Below are 15,875 nucleotides of genomic sequence, written 5' to 3'. Positions count from 1 at the left end.
CTTCCGAAGAAACTTATATCGATTGATAAGATTGCAAACGCAAGTAATATTATCTAGGTAGATAAGCTGTTTGCGGAAGGGGGCGGGATGAAAGCAATCATCGTTGGCGGAGGAATTGGCGGGTTAACCGCCGCGCTGATGCTGGCGGCGCGCGGAGTTGCCTGTGAGGTGTTCGAGCAGGCCGACAGCATTCGCGAGTTAGGTGTCGGCATCAACACGCTTCCGCACGCGATCCGCGAGCTCGCAACGCTCGGCTTGCTCGGTCGGCTCGACGCGATCGCGCTTCGCACCGACGAGCTCATCTATCTCAACCGCTTCGGCCAGGAGGTGTGGCGTGAGGCGCGTGGCGTGGAGGCGGGCCACGACGCGCCGCAGTTCTCGATCCACCGTGGGCGGGCCGGAGGGGGGGGGCGATGCGGTGGAGGAGCTTGCCCCCGACGGCTTCAGCAATGTGGAAGCGGTCATGAGCTACGCGCGACGCAAGGCGATCGTCGAGGGCTACGCGGCGACCGCGGGCTTTGCCGTCCGCGCCGCGGGCGAGCACGCGCTGTATTCCTGACCCATCGCATTGGATATCAGAATCGTCGGTTGAGAGCGGCGCGCCGGCGCACGCGCGGCTTGTTCGCGCCGCGCGGCTCGTCCGCTATGACTATGCGGGAGAGATCTCAGGGGTATCTGCTTGATCGCCGAGCCGCAGATATAACTTGCAAATGCAACTAATTGTCGCTAGCCTCCCTCTCAACTGAACGAGGGGGAAGCGATGGCGACTGCAGGCGAAGCGGCGTGCGACCTGATTTTTTGCGAAGCGACGGTGATCGACGGCAGCGGTGCGCCGCGATTTGTCGCGGACGTCGCGGTGAAGAGCGATCGCATCGTCGCCATCGGCGATCTCGCCGGCGTAGCGGCGCGCGAGGTGGTTGAGGCGCGAGGCCGGGTGCTGGCGCCGGGCTTCATCGACACCCACAGTCATGATGATAATGCCGTGCTGGCGACGCCCGGCATGGAGATCAAGGTCTCCCAGGGGGTGACCAGTGTCGTGAACGGCAATTGCGGCGTGAGCCTCGCGCCGCTCGCCGTGGACAGTCTGCCGCCGCCGCCGGTCTCGACCCTCGGGGAAGCGAAGGACTTCGCTTTTCCAACCATGGCGGCCTATCTCGATCGCCTCATGGCGTGGCCCCCCGCGGTCAATACCGCGAGCCTGGTCGGACATTCGACGCTGCGGGTCGGTGCGATGAGAGACCTCAATCGCGAGGCAAATGCTGAAGAACTGGCCGTGATGCGCGAGCGCCTGCGCGAGGCGATGGCGGCGGGCGCGATCGGGTTCTCAAGTGGTGTGTTCTATCCGCCAAGCCAGGCCGCCACGATCGCGGAGACGACGGAGCTCGCGCGCGTCGCCGCTGAGGCCGGCGGCATCTACACGTCCCATGTCCGAGACGAGAGCGATGGCATCGTAACCTCGCTCCAGGAAGCCATCACGGTCGGTAGCGTCGCCGGCGCACCGGTGGTGATCTCCCATCACAAGGTTGCCGGCGTGAAGAATTTCGGCCGTTCGCGCGAGACGCTGGCGCTGCTCGACAAGGCCAACGAAACCCACGAGGTCGGGTTCGACGCTTATCCGTACACCGCGGCGTCGAGTTGGCTGACGCCCGACTATCTGAGCCTGTGTAGTCGCGTTACGGTGACGTGGTCAAAGCCCTTTCCGGAAATGAAGGGGCGTGACATCGCCGCGATCGCGCGGGAATGGGGCTGTGATGACAAGGAGGCGGCGAGCCGGCTGCAACCGGGCGGCGCGGTGTACTTCCTGATGGACGAGGCGGACGTGCGCCGTGTTGTCTCCCATCCCCGCGCGATGATCGGCTCCGACGGCCTGCCTAACGACATGCATCCGCATCCGCGGCTGTGGGGTACCTTCCCGCGCGTGCTCGGCCACTACGTCCGCGACGAGAAGCTGTTCGATCTCGAGGAGGCGGTGCGGCGCATGACTGGCTTGCCCGCGGCAACGTTCGGCTTCGCCGACCGCGGCGCGGTGAAGTGCGGTGCCTTTGCCGATCTCGTTTTGTTCGATCCGGACACCGTGATCGACGCGGCGACCTTCGAGCAGCCAGTGCAGACGGCGCACGGAATCGAGCTCGTGCTGGTCAACGGGGTGCCGGTGTGGCGCGACGGCGCCTCGACCGGCGCGCGGCCCGGCCGTGTGTTGCGGCGTCAATCGATGCGCGCGGCCTAGAGCGCAGCGCGTCGCCGGATCGATATCAGAGGAGGACCACTTTGGGTCGCGAATTCACCAAGATCGACATGAGCTTCGATCGGATTCCCTACGACTGGGAAAGCCGCAAGGCTTGGCTCGATATTCCGTTTCCCAGCGAGGAATATGATGCACGGGTCGCCCGGGTTCGGCAGGCGATGGGGCAGGCAGGTCTCGATGTAATCCTGATCCACGGCGGACCTGGCTGGCTCAATGGCGATGTGCGCTGGATCTCGAACTTCCCGTCGCAAATCGGCAATACCGTCGTCGTGTTGCCAAGCGACGGGCCGCTGACGCTGACGACGGATTCGATCCTGCACTCGGCGCCGATGCATTCCTTCGTGCACCACACCTGGATCCGCGATGTTCGCCCCGGCCACCTGCCGGGGACGGTCAAGGACCCGCTCGGTATTGGCCGTCATGTCTGCGACGTCCTCGCTGAGCGCAAACTCACCGCCGCGCGCATCGGTCTCGTCGGCGAACGGTTCTTCCCCGGCGTGATCCTTCATGAGATTCGCGAGCGTTGTCCCGCCGCCACGTTTTCCTCGGCCCAGCTGCCATACTGGTCGGCAAAACAGATCAAATCGCCGCGCGAAATCGCCTTCATCGAGCGGGCCGGACGAGCGACCGCCGCCGGTCTCGAAGCGGCGATGGATCTTGTCCGGCCCGGTGTGACCGAGCTCGAATTGTCGGCCGCGGCGCACCGCGCCATGGCCGGACTCGCCGACTGGGTGGGACACTGCATGGTCGCCACCGGGCCGCGCTCGGGGTTGAAGCACCTCTTTCCGACTGCGCGCAAGCTCGAGGACGGCGACATGGTGTTCCTCGACATGGGCGTCCATCTGCAGGGCTACTTCACCGACACTGCGCGTACGATGTGCGCGGGTGTAGCTGGTGCGCGGCAGCGCAAGGTGCTGCAATGCGGCCTCGACATGTTCGAAGCGGTGGTCGCCGCGGCCAAGCCGGGCGCCGTCATCGCCGAATTGCAGAATATCGCCCAGGGTATCGCCGAGGACGCCGGCCTTGGCGAACATTACTGGCCGAGTGGCTTCGGCCATGGCATCGGCACCAACATCGCCGAGCTGCCGAGCCTGCACTGGAAGAGCGATGCTGTATTGCAAGCGGGGCACGTGTTCGCGCTCGAGCCGATGATCGTGATCCACGACTTCGGCTGCGGCGTGGTCGAAGACCAGATCTTGATCACCGAGACTGGCGCCCGCTCACTCACGCCTGCGAAGAAGAAGGTGTGGTGATGACAAATTTCAGTTCGCCGCAGGAACCGCGGCAAAGTATCAATGCCGATCTGATCGGCGTGCCGGGCGGCGCGTTGCAGCTCGTGACTCCGGCGCTTGTCATCGATCTCGCTGCGATGCGCGAGAATCTCCATCGCATGACGCGGCAATGCCGGGATGCTGGCATGGCGCTGCGTCCGCACGGCAAGACCCACAAGTGCAGCGTCATTGCCCGCGAGCAGATCGCCGCCGGCGCGGTCGGCATCTGCGCGACCACGGGGCGAGAGGCGATTGCCTATTCGCAAGCCGGCTTGCCGGGCCTCCTGGTCACGACGCCGATCGTCCAACGTGCCCATATAGAAACGTTGGCGACGCTGCATCGCAGGGGGGCTGACATCACGCTGATATTCGACACTGCCGAAAACATCGTTGAATGGGAAGCCGCGCTTACCGGTGCCGAGCGCCTGCTGCCGGCGTTCGTCGACCTCGATCTCGGCATGGGGCGCACCGGCGCGGCGTCGATCAGCGCCGCTGTCGAGCTCGCACGGCGGCTGCACGGCTCGTCGGCGCTGACCTATGCGGGGCTGCAAGCCTATTCGGGCCGCGTGCAGCACATCCTCAGTTACACCGAACGCCGTGCCGTCTATCTCAAGCAGATCGAGCGGCTACGGCAAACGCTAGCGGCGCTGGAGGCCGCGGCGCTCCGCCCGCCGGTCGTCAGCGGTGGCGGCACCGGCACCTTCGCCATCGACGTCGAGCACGGGCTCTATACCGAGAGCCAGGCCGGCTCCTATGCGCTGATGGACGTCGACTATGATGTAGTCGAGCTGTTTCCCGACCGCGCCAACCCGTACCGCTTTGCATTGTACCTGCGCACCTCAGTGGTCAGCGCCAACCAGCCGCATCACGTCAGCATCAATGCGGGCTTCAAGAGTTTGTCGACCGACGGGCCCTTGCCCCGCGTGCGATCTGGGCAGTGGCCCGGAGCGGCGTACGATTTCTTTGGCGACGAGTTCGGCCTGATCGCTCTCGCACAGGGAGCCCCGCGGCCGACCGTGGGAGATTTGGTGGACATCGAGGTGTCGCACTGCGATCCGACCATCAACCTGCACGACTATTTCCATGTGCTCGATGGTGACACAGTCGTCGACATCTGGCCGGTTGACGCGCGGGGTGTGCTCTAGGCGCGAGAGGCTGGCGCCACCCGGTCAGCACGGCGGATGCCCCCGCCGCGACCGTGGCGGCGCTGCTGGGGGGCAGCAAAGGACAACGCGTGTCCGGCAGAGAGGTCGCAGTATGATCGTCATCACGCGTCAGATTCGCGCGGCACGCGCGCTGTTGGGTTGGGAGCAGTACGAGCTCGCCGTCCAGTCCGGCGTCGCCATCTCGACAGTGCGTCGGCTTGAGGGCTCGAAGTGCGCGGTGAACGTGCAGTCCGACACGGTCGAGAAGATACGACTGGCATGCGAGCGCGCTGGCATTGACTTCATCGGCTATCCCAATCCCGGTGTGCAGTTCAAAACCGGCGACCGAGCCCTGCCCGCCGACCTGCAGCAGGTGGTGATCTCCAGCTTCGCAATGCAGGCACGCGTGCTCTAGCGGCGCGCACAACGAGCGCGCGATGGATGCGAGATACAATGCGTGAGATCCCTGTCGCCGCACTGAAACACTCGACCATCATTATCGATCCCCGAGATGTTTTATAATTGAAATAATGTCGTCGACCGCCTTTCATCGTCTTGCGTGTTCAGCAATGGGCGGTCGCTGACCGTGTCCATCGCACGATGGCAGCGCAGAAACGAACGAGGAGGGGGCTATGAGAACAGGGAAGATCGGAATCGCCGTCGCGGGAATCATGGCCGCGACCCCGGTGAGTGCCTACGAATTCGGCTACTCAGGATACGCTTCGCTACCAGGCGTCACGGTGGGCGGGGCAACTGCCGGCGCGCCGCCGCCGGGTGTCTACATGTTCAATCAGGTCGGCGTGACGGTAGGCAGCATCGTTGGTCCGGGCGCGCCGAACATCAACGGTAGCGCGACGCCAGTCCACGTCTCGGGCGCAGCCACCGGGCTGTTGTGGGTGCCGGGCTGGACGTTTCTTGGCGCGACCTATGATGCGGTCGTCGTACAGCCCTGGTTCGCGGTCGATGTCGGCAACCCCGTCGACGCGCACCCGGTCGGCTTTCACAATACCTATTTCGTACCGGCCGAACTGAGTTGGAAGCTCGGCGACAGCGGCTTCTTCGTCAAGACGGGCTTCGGCTTCTACGCCCCGAATGGCAACATCTCAGGCGCCAACGGTCTTGGCGGCATCGGCAATCCGTGGTGGACGTTTCAGCCAGAGTTCATCGTGTCCTACCTGAAGGATGGGTGGAACTTCACCGCCAACGTGTCGCGTGAGTTCAACACCAAGAATTCAATCACGGACTATCGCACCGGCGACATCATGCACGCCGAGTTCACCGCCACCAAGACGATCGAGCGTTGGACCGTTGGTGGTGTCGCCTTCTACGTCGGACAGGTGACCAACGACACGTCCAGCGCGTTCTACAAGGGCGCCATCAACTCGAACAAATATGACGTCTGGGCCGTTGGCGGCTTGGTTGGCTACGACTTCGGCCCTGCGAACTTCACGGTGTGGGCGCTCGACCGGGTGTCCGCTGTGACGTCAGGCGGAACAGCTGGTCCTCCGGGAGTGGATACCGCTGCGATCTCGAAAGGCTACACAGTGTATGCACAACTCAGCTTCCGCCTGTGGGCGCCTGAAGAGAGTGCAATTCCGACGCACCTGCCGCTCATCCGCAAATAGACCTCGTCGCCTAGCGCAATGCCGCGAACTATCGCGGCTGCGCCAGTATCATCCCTTCATCACCTTAGAACATCAACATGATCTCCGAGACGACCGGCATAACGCCTGGCAATTCCGGCCTCGGCGGCATTTCCTGGAACATCCTCGGGCAGACATATGTCCCTAAGCAGTTCACGGACCGTTGCTTTGCGTGGCATGCGACGCTGCCGCCCGGAACCTTCGTGCCGCCGCACATTCATCCAACCCAGGACGAGTATCTCTATTTGCTCCAGGGCCCGCTCGACGTCCTGCTCGATGGTATCGAGGTAGGCGCGGCAACCGGAGATCTCGTTCGTCTACTGATGGGACTTCCCCATGGCATCTTCAACAAGTCTCCTGGCGTCGCCAAGGTCGTGTTCTGGGTGTCTCCGTCGCGCCGGCTGTTCGACCTGTTCAGAGGGCTCGACAATCTCACCGATCCCGACGCAATCGTCGCGCTCTCAGCACAGCATGAAGTCGATTTTCTTCCGCCCGTGGCGTGACGGCGGAGGAGTCCTGAAGCAGGCACGTCACGAGAACAGGAGCCATCGTCAATGAAGACGTTTCTCACGACCGACTGGGGGGCCTGGCGCTGCCGATGCCGGCTTCGTGCCTCAATTTCCTCGACCGGCAGATCTTTCGATCCTCAGTCGGGCAATGAGTGCCGAATTGCTTCTGTCGGACGGTGCAGCACTTCGCTACGCTCGAGCAGCGGGCGATGGCTGCCGCTTTCATGCTGCTGGTGACCAATTTGTTCGAGCTCGGTCTCTCGGCTCGGACGCGCTGCGCCATATTGGTCTTGACCCACTGCAGCGCGCAGAGCTGGTCGAGCAGACCGTAGTTGTTGGTGGTCCGCGTCGGGTCGGTCGCCGCAAGTTCCGGATGGGCGAGAAAGCCGAACGGTCCAAGCCGATAGTTGAGCGTAACCAGTACGACACCGCGCTCGGCAAAATGCGCGCCGTCATATCCGCTTTCGCTTCCCGAGCCGGTGAAGAAGCCGCCGCCGTGGATCCAGACCATGACCGGCGCCACAGCTTGCGGCGGCGCTGGCGCCCAGACGTTGAGATAGAGACAGTCCTCGCTGGTTGTGGTCGCACGCTCCGGTGAAATGGTGAGCTCCGGCGGCAGTGCCGGCTGCGGGCTCGCGGGGCCGAAGGCGTCAGCATTGCGCACGCCGTTCCACGCACCGATCGGTTCTGGTGCAAGCCACCGCCGCGCGCCGGTCGGTGCATGGGCGTAGGGAATTCCGAGGAACGATCGCACGACGCCGTGCTGTAGCCCGCGGAACTCGCCGGCCGGAGTTGTGACAACGCTTGCATCCATTATTCGATCGCCAGGGCCGTCGCGACTTCATCGCCCACCTCGCTGAGATCGTTTGCGCGCGCAAGGCCACGGTGGATTGTTCCGAGACCGAGGCACATCAACTGCGCCGCACCTTCGGGCAGATCCTGGCAAGCGATTCGGTTGATTCGGTCGGCGATCGGCCAGAGCTTGTCGAATAGTTCTTTGCCCTTGTTCGTCAGATTCAGGCGCAAGATGCGCATGTCCTGGTCGTCGGCCGTGCGTTCGATCCAGCCCGCGCGGATCATCTGCTCCATGGAGCGTGAAAGCGTGGTCGGATCGATGGTGGCGTATTCGGCGACCTCGGTCATGGTGATCCCCGGCCGCACATGCACCGCGAGCACGACGCGCCATTCTGGCACCCGCACGCCGAGGGCCCGGAATTCGCGGGCCAGCAGCCGGTCGCGCCGACCCATGATCTGAGTAACCCAGAAGAAGATGTGGCTGTGTGCGACCGGCGCCGGCGGCGATTGCGGCGGACTGTCGTCGAGCTCATCGAGTGGCGGCAGCGCTTTGATTGCGCTGGCAGCATCAACGGCGCGCACGCCGCGAACTGGTTTTTCCTTTGGCATCCCGTCGTCCGGTCTTGTTCGATTTCAAAGTCGCAACATACCGAATATACTTGCAAATGCAATTAAATGATGATGATTGCGGCAAGAATGCCGAACTTTTCGAACTTTTGTCAATGCAAACGCAACTGTCTGGTGAGCTGATTTGAGGACCAAGCTGCTGCGTTGGACTGGGGCTCCGATCCGTGAGCAGGTCGCTCATAAGGTGACGCTCAACCGCATCTCGGTCCTGAAAACGGGGCGCGATTCAGGTCCAGATCGATATGGCACGTGCAGCGCAGTCGCCAAGCGTACCGCCGATGCGATCGACGGCTTGCGTTGGAAGTCGCAATCCGGGTGGAACATCTGACCGATAGCGCGCCGCTACCAGACCTGTTCCCTTAGTTCGGATTTGGACACGCAAAATTTGGAGACCGGGATGAAACTCGACGAATACGCACGTTATGACGGATTGGGCCTTGCCGCGTTGGTACGGAGCGGCGAGGTGAGCGCTGGCGAGGTGGTCGAGACCGCCCAGAAGGCCATCGACGCCGTCAATCCCACCCTGAATGCCGTGATCGGCAGGATAGAGCCGCGCGCGCAGGCCGGAGACCGCAACGCTCCGTTCTTCGGCGTTCCCTTCCTGATCAAGGATCTCGCGCTGCACGCCGAAGGCGTGGCTTGCGACATGGGCAGCCGGCTGGTCGCGGGCAGCTTCGTCTCGCCCCATGACACCGACCTGATGCAGCGCTTCAAGGCCGCGGGCGTCGTGACGCTCGGTCGCACCAACACGCCGGAATTCGGGTTCTGCAGCACCACCGAGCCGGTGCTTCATGGTCCCACGCGCAATCCCTGGGATACGGGCCGATCGCCGGGCGGCTCGAGCGGCGGTTCAGCCGCAGCCGTCGCCGCGGGCATCGTGCCGATCGCGCATGCCAACGACGGCGGTGGGTCAATCCGCATTCCGGCCGCCTGTTGCGGGCTGGTGGGGCTGAAGCCGACGCGCGGACGCACGCCGCCGGGCCCCGAGGTTGGTCAGGCGTTGCACGGGCTTGGGGCCGAGCATGTGGTCTCACGCACTGTCCGCGACTGCGCGTCCATGCTGGATGCGGTGCAGGGGCCGGGCGTCGGTGATCCATTCGTGATCGCGCCGCCCCTGCGGCGCTACGCGGAGGAGGTCGGCGCGCCGGTGGGGCGGCTGCGTGTGGCGGTCTCGCTGTCGGGCATGATGGACGCCACGATCGACGACGATATCCGCGGCGAGGTGATGCGGGTCGCTCGCCACCTCGAATCCCTGGGCCACTACGTCACCGAGACCTCTCCAGCCTTCGACGAGACCACGTTCCACACCGCGAACATGACCTATTGGTGCGGGTTTCTTGCGGCCGGCGTGCTCGGGATCGCCCGGTCGAACGGTCGCAAGCCGTCGCGCGAGACGCTCGAGGCCACGACGCTCGCGTGCTACGAATACGGCGCGTCGTTGAAGCTGACCGATGTCGAACTGGCCGACATGCTCGCCAACACCGTCTGCCGTGCCGTCGCACCGTTCTTCAATGACTACGATGTGCTCTTGACGCCGACGGCCACCGGTGCCGCACTGCCGCTCGGCTTCACCAATGCCGACGATCCGAAGCTCGGCGCAAAGGGGTGGTACGAGCACCTGTTCCGGTATGCTCCATTCACGGCGCTCTACAACATGACTGGCCAGCCGGCGATCAGCCTGCCGCTCGCCGTCGATGCGAAGGGCCTGCCGGTCGGCATGCAATTCGTTGCGCGTTTCGGTGCCGAAGACATCCTTCTGCGCCTCGCCGCACAGCTCGAGCAATCGTTGCCGTGGGCCGGCCGCCGCCCGGGCGTTCACGTTGCAGCGTAGGCAGGTTCCCGGCGGCGCGCACGTTCCGAAGTGCAGCTGCCGAAATCCCCTTGCGAAGGAAAATCCTGTTGTCGAGAACCGTGTTTCACATTGAAAACGTGATCTGAACCGCACTACTCTTCGACCAGTTTTCGCAGAGGAATATCCTGCAGCGAGATCGGAGGCAGTGCATGTCGAACGTCGCGTCAACGTCCGTGCCTGCGAAGTCTCGCCGACGGGCGCGGGTGCGCAACGGCGCGGCCGACATGATTTCGCCACGCTCGCGCGACGGCAGCCTAGCCCGCCGCGCGAGCGCCTTCCTGCTCGATCTCTATGCGATGTCACGCACGCATTCGTTCGACCGTTTCCAACAGGCGACACTGTCGCGGCTGCGCGTCGAGTTGCCGTTCTGCTCGGCCTATTGGGGCATGTTGCGTGCACCGTCGGAAGGTCCCCTGATACTGCACAGCACCTTTGTTGATGAGTTGCCCGGCGAGTTTGTCCGTGAGTGGGAGACCGTCAAGCACAAGGACGAGCTGGCGGCGCGTGTCATTGCGAGGCCAGGCGTAGCATCGAGCATCAGGACCGTGGACATGAATCACAATGAATTCATGGCCATGGGTGAGCGGTTTGGAATCGGCAGCGCCACTTCCATTGCCGTGGTCGCCCCCGTACCCAGGCTACTGACGTTTCTGTCGCTCTATCGACCGTTCGATGAGCCGCCATTCGATCACGACGATCGCTGCCTGCAAGAAATCATCATGCCCCATGTCGCCGCCGCGTGGCATGCGAACCGGATGCATCATTTCGAAGGTGTGCGTGCCGGCACGGATGGATCCCGCAAGGGCTTTGCCGTCGCCGACAGATACGGCGTGCTGCATGTCAGCAACGCCACTTTCTCCGCCTTGATGCGCAGCGAATGGCCCAGTTGGAGCGGGCATGAACTGCCCGCCGCGCTGCGCTCGTCCATTGCAGGGGGCTGCGATTACGAAGGCGATCAGCTGACCGTCCTGTTACGCCGCCAAGGCGACCTAATCTTGCTCCAGGTTCGCCGGCGCAGTGCGCTCGACCGCCTCTCGCCGCGCGAGGCCGAAATCGTTGGCTGGTATCGCGAAGGTCTATCCTACAAGCAGATCGCCATGCGGCTCGGTTGCTCTCCGTACACGATCCGCCATCACCTCCGCGAGATCTACGGCAAGCTTGGCGTATGCAACAAGATTGCCCTCATCCGCCTCGCAGGTGACGCGCGCATGTAGTGACGACCACAAACAGGCTGCTCCGACAGGATTACTGTTCGGATCAAGGAATTTGCATCTCTGCGTGATGCGGGCCGCCAGGGGCGTCGGCCAATGCTCTGGCGGCCTGATGTCCGGCTAACCGATTTGCGGTCCGGCCGAAAACACGGTTCGTCCGCCAACGATGGTCTGAAGGACCTGGATCTTGGGCAGATCGTCGACCGGCACCTCGAAAGGATCGGCATCCATGATTGCAAAGTCGGCATATCCGCCGACCTCGATGGAGCCGATCCCCTTCCAGCCCAGAATATCGGCGGCGTCCTTGGTGAACATTCGGATCGCCTCCGAACGGGTGACCGGTTGGGAGCGATGCTGGTTCCTGCGGTTCGACCCGGCGAATTCACAGGTTTCGGCAAGCTTGATCTGCTCGAGCACGCTCTTGGGCCCCCAATCGGTCCCGCCGCCGACCTTGATTCCGTGATCGAGCAGCCGCCGCATCGGAATCAGGTCCGGCAGCGCGTGATCGCCGATCCGCTCGCAATACAAATCACCTTTGCCCCAGTGAAACCCCTTGCTGGTGGTACAGCACATGCCGTGCCTAGCCATGTTGCGCGCGCTGTTTTCGTTCACCAGAAGTGCATGCTGGACGATCCAGTGTTGGCGCGCGACGCTCTCCTGCACGCCGAGCTTGGCGATGGTGGCAAAGAAGTCGTCGAAATCGGGAGGGGTCGCGAGCAAGGCGCTCAGTCGCACGCCGGTCTCAGCACAGTGGCGCACCACCGTTTCCTCGACCCGGCGCGGCAAGAATTCCAGCCCGTAGGTCGTGCCGCCGTAGGGCGCCTTGATCGGCTCATACATCCGCAGAAAGCCGGGATTGCAGGGGCCGGTTCGGCAGAGCAGCACGCCTTCGGTGCGTAACCAGTCGTCGGTCAGGTCGGCTGCCTTGCTCATGAAGTCGATGACGTCACAAAGCTGGATGTCCGATGGCTGGTAGTGGATGTCGAATGCCGTGTCGGCGACATCCAGTCCAGCCAGCACGCGGCACGTCATCTTGCCTTCGCGGCGAAGTGTCTGATACGCAGCGAGTTGCGCCGCATTCATCGCGTGAATCTCGAAAATGCTCGTCACGCCAATGCTGTTCATCTCCGCCATCCCCGCTTGGCCGGCGATCGGCCAGATTGCAGGCGGCGGCGCTGGAAGTTTGCTCAGGATCTGAAGCCAGAACGGGTCACGCGTATAGTAGTTGGTCACCGCGCCACGCAGGATTCCACTGACTCGGTCCTCCGAGTCGCGATCGATCCAGACGTCGCAAACGCGCTCCGGCAGCACCTCGGAAATGCCGAGTTGGCTCAGCGCCAGGCTGTTGAGCGCGACGATGTTGGGTTGCTTTGGCGCATAGGCCTGAATGATCACCGGATGCTTGTCGGTCGCCTCATCGAGGCGCCAGCGATTGGGAAGTGTCCCCTCCGGCAGGTCGCGATAGGAGCGGCGAATAAAGTAGTGAGCTTCCCCGACCGGAGTGCAGAATATCCATTCGCCGGGCGGCGTCACCGCGGCTCGGGCACGGATGCGCGAGACGATGTCATCGTGCGACTGTGCGTCGCTCAGATCGATCGCCGCCACCTTCAAGGCAGCGAAGTGCATGGCGTGCGGATGGGTGTCGACAAATCCGGGGAGGATCGTTGCCCCCTTAACGTCGAAGCGTGGAGCGCTTGCCTTGACCATCCTTTCCAAATCGCCGAGCGCGCCGACGGCGGCAACTCTTCCGCCGCGGACCAGGATGGCTTCCTGAGGCGGCGATTGAAAATCGCAGGTCTGCACCCGGCCGCCGTGCAGCAGAAATTCCGTTGGTTGATCGTTCGACATGTCTCTCTCCACACTTGCAAGATCCCGACTGCGCGAGACCTTTGACAAGGCTGACGTCGTGCCTCATGGTTGCCAATCATCCTTCGGAGTGACGATCATGGCGCGCGGCGCTTGGCGATCGCATATCGCGGCGGCGGGCGGTCGGGCTGCTCACATAACCGGGCGTGGGTCGTGTGAGCAGTTCGATGCGCCGAAGTGCGGCGCTGTTCTGCCGTCCCTGATCAACCTCGCGCGCGTGCTCGTTGAAGCGCTCAGCTTTTTCGAGCGGACGATGCCGATCTCGAGCAGCTGTTTCTATTGGGTCGACGCCGAAGCCAATGCGGACCACCAGCAACTGCGGTCGCTGGATTCGGTCTGGCTCAGGGCCTATCGTGAGGAATTTCATCGTTGCGATCCGCTTCATCCGCGCCGTTGGCGCGCGGAACGTGGGCGGGTCGCTGCTCTGGATGGCACCGCGAAGCTGCGGGATCGCGGCTGCCGAAGCTACGTCGATAACTTTCTGTTGCCGCAGAACACGCCGTATCAGGCGGAGATCTATTTCTGGCAACGAGATCGGATGGTTGCCGGGATGTCGTTGCTGCGGACCGCCGATCTGGGAGCGTTCACATGCGGCGACATCCGCTCGATCGAGTCCGGGCTGCCGCTGATCGACCTGTCACTTTCGCTTCTGCCGGACGCCGCGCCGCTGGACGGGGGCCGCTTGAAGCTTACGCCGCGGGAGGCCGAGATCACGGCGATGGTGGCGGCGGGCGACAGTAACAAGCTCATTTGCCGCAAGCTCGGGATCGAATTGCCCACCGTGAAGACGCATTTGAAGCGAATCTTTCAGAAGACCGGTGTTGGATCGCGTACCGAACTGATCAACAAGCTCTATCTGGCCCGGCGGTGAAACCCTTCGCGCGACCCTGATCGTCATCCTTGCGGGTGATGGCCGCGCGGCGGAGGTCCTGCTAGCTCTCTCTCTCTCAAGACAGGGAGCTTCGGTGGATATGACTGACCCAAACGGCGAGGAGGCCGTCACGATTGGGGGCGCCGTCGATCGTACGGTTGCGCCCTATCTGGCGATCGGCCTGTCGACCATCGTGACGGGTATTGCGGCGCGCCATCACATCCGGAGAAATCTCGAGAACATTGAAGAGGCCGTTCACGCCGCGATCTCAGTCTGCGGCATCAACATGCCAGTCAAGCTCGTCGCACTTGCGGAGGGCGCATTGACCGGCTTTACCGATGAAATCTTCGATATCCCGCACGCCACCGCTGCACGCGAGCTGTTTATCGATGTTCCCGGCGAGGAAACGGAGCATCTGGCAGGTCTTGCCCGGCACTATGGCGTCTATATCGTTGCGCAATGCAAGGCGAGATGGCCCGAGGTCATGCGCGATCGCTTCTTCAATACGCTGTTCGTCATTTCGCCGACCGGCGATGTGGTGCACAAGGCTGCCAAGAACCACGTCTGGTGCCGGGAGCGAAGCTGTACGCCGCATGATGTGTACGACCGCTGGGTCGAATGCTTCGGCGATAGCGTTGAGGCATTCTTTCCGGTGCTTCGGACCGCGGACATCGGCAATCTCGGGACCATCTGTTGCTCGGACGGCGAATATCCCGAGGCCGTGCGCGCGCTCGCTTTCAACGGCGCGGAGGTCGTCTACCGCCCGTCGGAGGCGATGCCGATGACCGGCAGCAGCTATCCGGGGGGAGGCTCCTGGATGATCCAGAACCGCGCGCATGCGGAGTTCAATTCCGTCTTTATGCTATGCCCCAACATCGGCCCGGTGTATTTGAGTCCCAGTTCGCAGCACGCAATCGACATCGCCGGCGGCAACAGTCACATCGTGGACTACCGGGGCAACATCGTGTCGTATTCCGCGTCAGCAGCGAACACCATGACCTGCGCCGTGATCGACATCGAGGCGCTGCGCCAGTTTCGCGCGATGAACCTCAACAGCAACTGGCTGAAGGACCTCAGAACAGAGCTATTTCGTACCATGTATAACCGGTCGATCCATCCGAAAAATCTTTGGATCGCGGATGAGCCGGCGAGCCATGCCGCGGTCGACGCAATTTACCGAAGCAACATCGAGAAGCTGTACCGGTACCGCGTTTGGGAGCGTCCAGGGATCCATCGCCACGGCGCGGCCTATCAGCCCGCCAACGATGTGCCAGCGACGGAAGCCTGGGATCGGATGAAGGCCCTCTGGCGCGCATGGAACTGAGGGGTCCCAGAGCCTACGATCCGAATTCTTCGGCCCACGATGAGCAGGAGCTCGCCGTTCGGTCCGCACCGACACGATCAAGCCTCTGCCGAGCAGCCCTTATTTTCGATGGTTTTGCGTCAAGCCCTTCGAGGAAGACGCAGTCAGCTCGCGGCTGAAGAGCAAAGGTCTTCGATGGCCGACCATCGAGGCGCGCAAAGCGCGTCGGTGGAGATCGAAGCCGCGGCGATCATATACCTTATCCGAGCCTTGGTAGTTTGTGGGGGAGCTTGAATTTAGATTGTCAGCCAGACATTCGAGGCTGCGCATGGCGGTGATAGCGCACCTGACACGATTCGAACGTGTGACCTTTGCCTTCGGAGCAAGATAACGTGCCCGTCCGAATTGTGAATAGGCGCCCAACATTGACCCCGTCATCATGAGGTCGATCAGGTACTTAGAATGCCGATCGGCGCTCGGACCCCACGCCGAGTGACATACATGTCTCTCGACTGCGCAGGCAGCGTTGTCGCTTGA

At 62.9% G+C, this 15,875-nt stretch carries 13 protein-coding genes and 1 pseudogene; 11 read left to right on the top strand and 3 right to left on the bottom strand.

Features of this window, described 5'->3' with window-relative positions; all coding sequences use genetic code 11:
- Nucleotides 1-87: 87 nt before the first annotated feature.
- The 7 genes and pseudogenes from AC066Y_RS15895 to AC066Y_RS15865 form a co-directional block, all read left to right on the top strand.
- A pseudogene (locus AC066Y_RS15895) lies at nucleotides 88-396 on the top strand (NAD(P)-binding protein); the annotation flags it as partial.
- 364 nt (nucleotides 397-760) lie between these two features.
- Complete coding sequence (locus AC066Y_RS15890; RefSeq protein ID WP_478274688.1) at nucleotides 761-2,227, top strand: N-acyl-D-amino-acid deacylase family protein; 1,467 nt, start codon at nucleotides 761-763, stop codon at nucleotides 2,225-2,227.
- A 41-nt stretch (nucleotides 2,228-2,268) separates the two neighbouring features.
- The gene (locus tag AC066Y_RS15885) at nucleotides 2,269-3,498 is read left to right on the top strand and encodes a M24 family metallopeptidase (protein WP_478274687.1); all 1,230 of its coding nucleotides are present in this window, start codon (nucleotides 2,269-2,271) and stop codon (nucleotides 3,496-3,498) included.
- Complete coding sequence (locus tag AC066Y_RS15880) at nucleotides 3,498-4,661, top strand: DSD1 family PLP-dependent enzyme (protein WP_478274686.1); 1,164 nt, start codon at nucleotides 3,498-3,500, stop codon at nucleotides 4,659-4,661. Before AC066Y_RS15885 ends, AC066Y_RS15880 begins: the two co-directional genes overlap by 1 nt.
- A 112-nt stretch (nucleotides 4,662-4,773) precedes the next feature.
- Nucleotides 4,774-5,076, top strand: coding sequence for a helix-turn-helix domain-containing protein (locus AC066Y_RS15875; protein ID WP_173638845.1), 303 nt, complete (start codon nucleotides 4,774-4,776; stop codon nucleotides 5,074-5,076).
- Nucleotides 5,077-5,332: 256 nt separating this feature from the next.
- Nucleotides 5,333-6,286: a SphA family protein gene (locus AC066Y_RS15870; RefSeq protein WP_478274685.1), complete on the top strand. Its 954-nt coding sequence runs from the start codon at nucleotides 5,333-5,335 to the stop codon at nucleotides 6,284-6,286.
- A gap of 77 nt (nucleotides 6,287-6,363) precedes the next feature.
- Nucleotides 6,364-6,807, top strand: a complete 444-nt coding sequence (locus AC066Y_RS15865; protein ID WP_478274684.1) for a cupin domain-containing protein — start codon at nucleotides 6,364-6,366, stop codon at nucleotides 6,805-6,807.
- 64 nt (nucleotides 6,808-6,871) lie between these two features.
- On the opposite strand, the gene AC066Y_RS15860 is transcribed toward AC066Y_RS15865, so the two are convergent.
- Complete coding sequence (locus AC066Y_RS15860; protein ID WP_478274683.1) at nucleotides 6,872-7,627, bottom strand: carboxylesterase family protein; 756 nt, start codon at nucleotides 7,625-7,627, stop codon at nucleotides 6,872-6,874.
- Nucleotides 7,627-8,217: a MarR family winged helix-turn-helix transcriptional regulator gene (locus tag AC066Y_RS15855; protein WP_478274682.1), complete on the bottom strand. Its 591-nt coding sequence runs from the start codon at nucleotides 8,215-8,217 to the stop codon at nucleotides 7,627-7,629. The genes AC066Y_RS15860 and AC066Y_RS15855 overlap by 1 nt, the downstream gene beginning before the upstream one ends.
- A gap of 415 nt (nucleotides 8,218-8,632) precedes the next feature.
- Here AC066Y_RS15855 and AC066Y_RS15850 point away from each other — a divergent pair, with 415 nt between their 5' ends.
- On the top strand, nucleotides 8,633-10,066 hold the full coding sequence (locus AC066Y_RS15850; protein ID WP_478274681.1) for an amidase: 1,434 nt from the start codon (nucleotides 8,633-8,635) through the stop codon (nucleotides 10,064-10,066).
- A 170-nt stretch (nucleotides 10,067-10,236) separates the two neighbouring features.
- Nucleotides 10,237-11,301, top strand: a complete 1,065-nt coding sequence (locus tag AC066Y_RS15845; protein WP_478274680.1) for a helix-turn-helix transcriptional regulator — start codon at nucleotides 10,237-10,239, stop codon at nucleotides 11,299-11,301.
- A 117-nt stretch (nucleotides 11,302-11,418) separates the two neighbouring features.
- Here the strand turns inward: AC066Y_RS15845 and AC066Y_RS15840 are convergent, their stop codons facing one another.
- Nucleotides 11,419-13,146, bottom strand: coding sequence for an amidohydrolase (locus tag AC066Y_RS15840; protein ID WP_478274679.1), 1,728 nt, complete (start codon nucleotides 13,144-13,146; stop codon nucleotides 11,419-11,421).
- A gap of 97 nt (nucleotides 13,147-13,243) precedes the next feature.
- On the opposite strand from AC066Y_RS15840, the gene AC066Y_RS15835 reads away from it, so the two are divergent.
- Both AC066Y_RS15835 and AC066Y_RS15830 read left to right on the top strand, forming a co-directional pair.
- Nucleotides 13,244-14,035 carry a helix-turn-helix transcriptional regulator gene (locus tag AC066Y_RS15835; RefSeq protein ID WP_478274678.1) on the top strand — a complete coding sequence of 264 codons (792 nt, stop codon included), beginning with the start codon at nucleotides 13,244-13,246 and terminating at the stop codon, nucleotides 14,033-14,035.
- 193 nt (nucleotides 14,036-14,228) lie between these two features.
- Complete coding sequence (locus AC066Y_RS15830) at nucleotides 14,229-15,359, top strand: nitrilase-related carbon-nitrogen hydrolase (RefSeq protein WP_478274677.1); 1,131 nt, start codon at nucleotides 14,229-14,231, stop codon at nucleotides 15,357-15,359.
- The last annotated feature ends 516 nt before the right edge of the window (nucleotides 15,360-15,875 follow it).

The sequence above is a fragment of the Bradyrhizobium sp. USDA3010 genome (assembly GCF_056429065.1).
This window is presented reverse-complemented; position numbering and strand designations above follow the sequence as displayed.

Coding starts and splice junctions, on each gene's coding strand:
- AC066Y_RS15890 (WP_478274688.1), top strand. CDS start 761: ATGGCGACTGCAGGCGAAGCGGCGTGCGACCTGATTTTTTGCGAAGCG.
- AC066Y_RS15880 (WP_478274686.1), top strand. CDS start 3,498: ATGACAAATTTCAGTTCGCCGCAGGAACCGCGGCAAAGTATCAATGCC.
- AC066Y_RS15875 (WP_173638845.1), top strand. CDS start 4,774: ATGATCGTCATCACGCGTCAGATTCGCGCGGCACGCGCGCTGTTGGGT.
- AC066Y_RS15870 (WP_478274685.1), top strand. CDS start 5,333: ATGGCCGCGACCCCGGTGAGTGCCTACGAATTCGGCTACTCAGGATAC.
- AC066Y_RS15865 (WP_478274684.1), top strand. CDS start 6,364: ATGATCTCCGAGACGACCGGCATAACGCCTGGCAATTCCGGCCTCGGC.
- AC066Y_RS15860 (WP_478274683.1), bottom strand. CDS start 7,627: ATGGATGCAAGCGTTGTCACAACTCCGGCCGGCGAGTTCCGCGGGCTA.
- AC066Y_RS15855 (WP_478274682.1), bottom strand. CDS start 8,217: ATGCCAAAGGAAAAACCAGTTCGCGGCGTGCGCGCCGTTGATGCTGCC.
- AC066Y_RS15850 (WP_478274681.1), top strand. CDS start 8,633: ATGAAACTCGACGAATACGCACGTTATGACGGATTGGGCCTTGCCGCG.
- AC066Y_RS15845 (WP_478274680.1), top strand. CDS start 10,237: ATGTCGAACGTCGCGTCAACGTCCGTGCCTGCGAAGTCTCGCCGACGG.
- AC066Y_RS15840 (WP_478274679.1), bottom strand. CDS start 13,146: ATGTCGAACGATCAACCAACGGAATTTCTGCTGCACGGCGGCCGGGTG.
- AC066Y_RS15835 (WP_478274678.1), top strand. CDS start 13,244: ATGGCGCGCGGCGCTTGGCGATCGCATATCGCGGCGGCGGGCGGTCGG.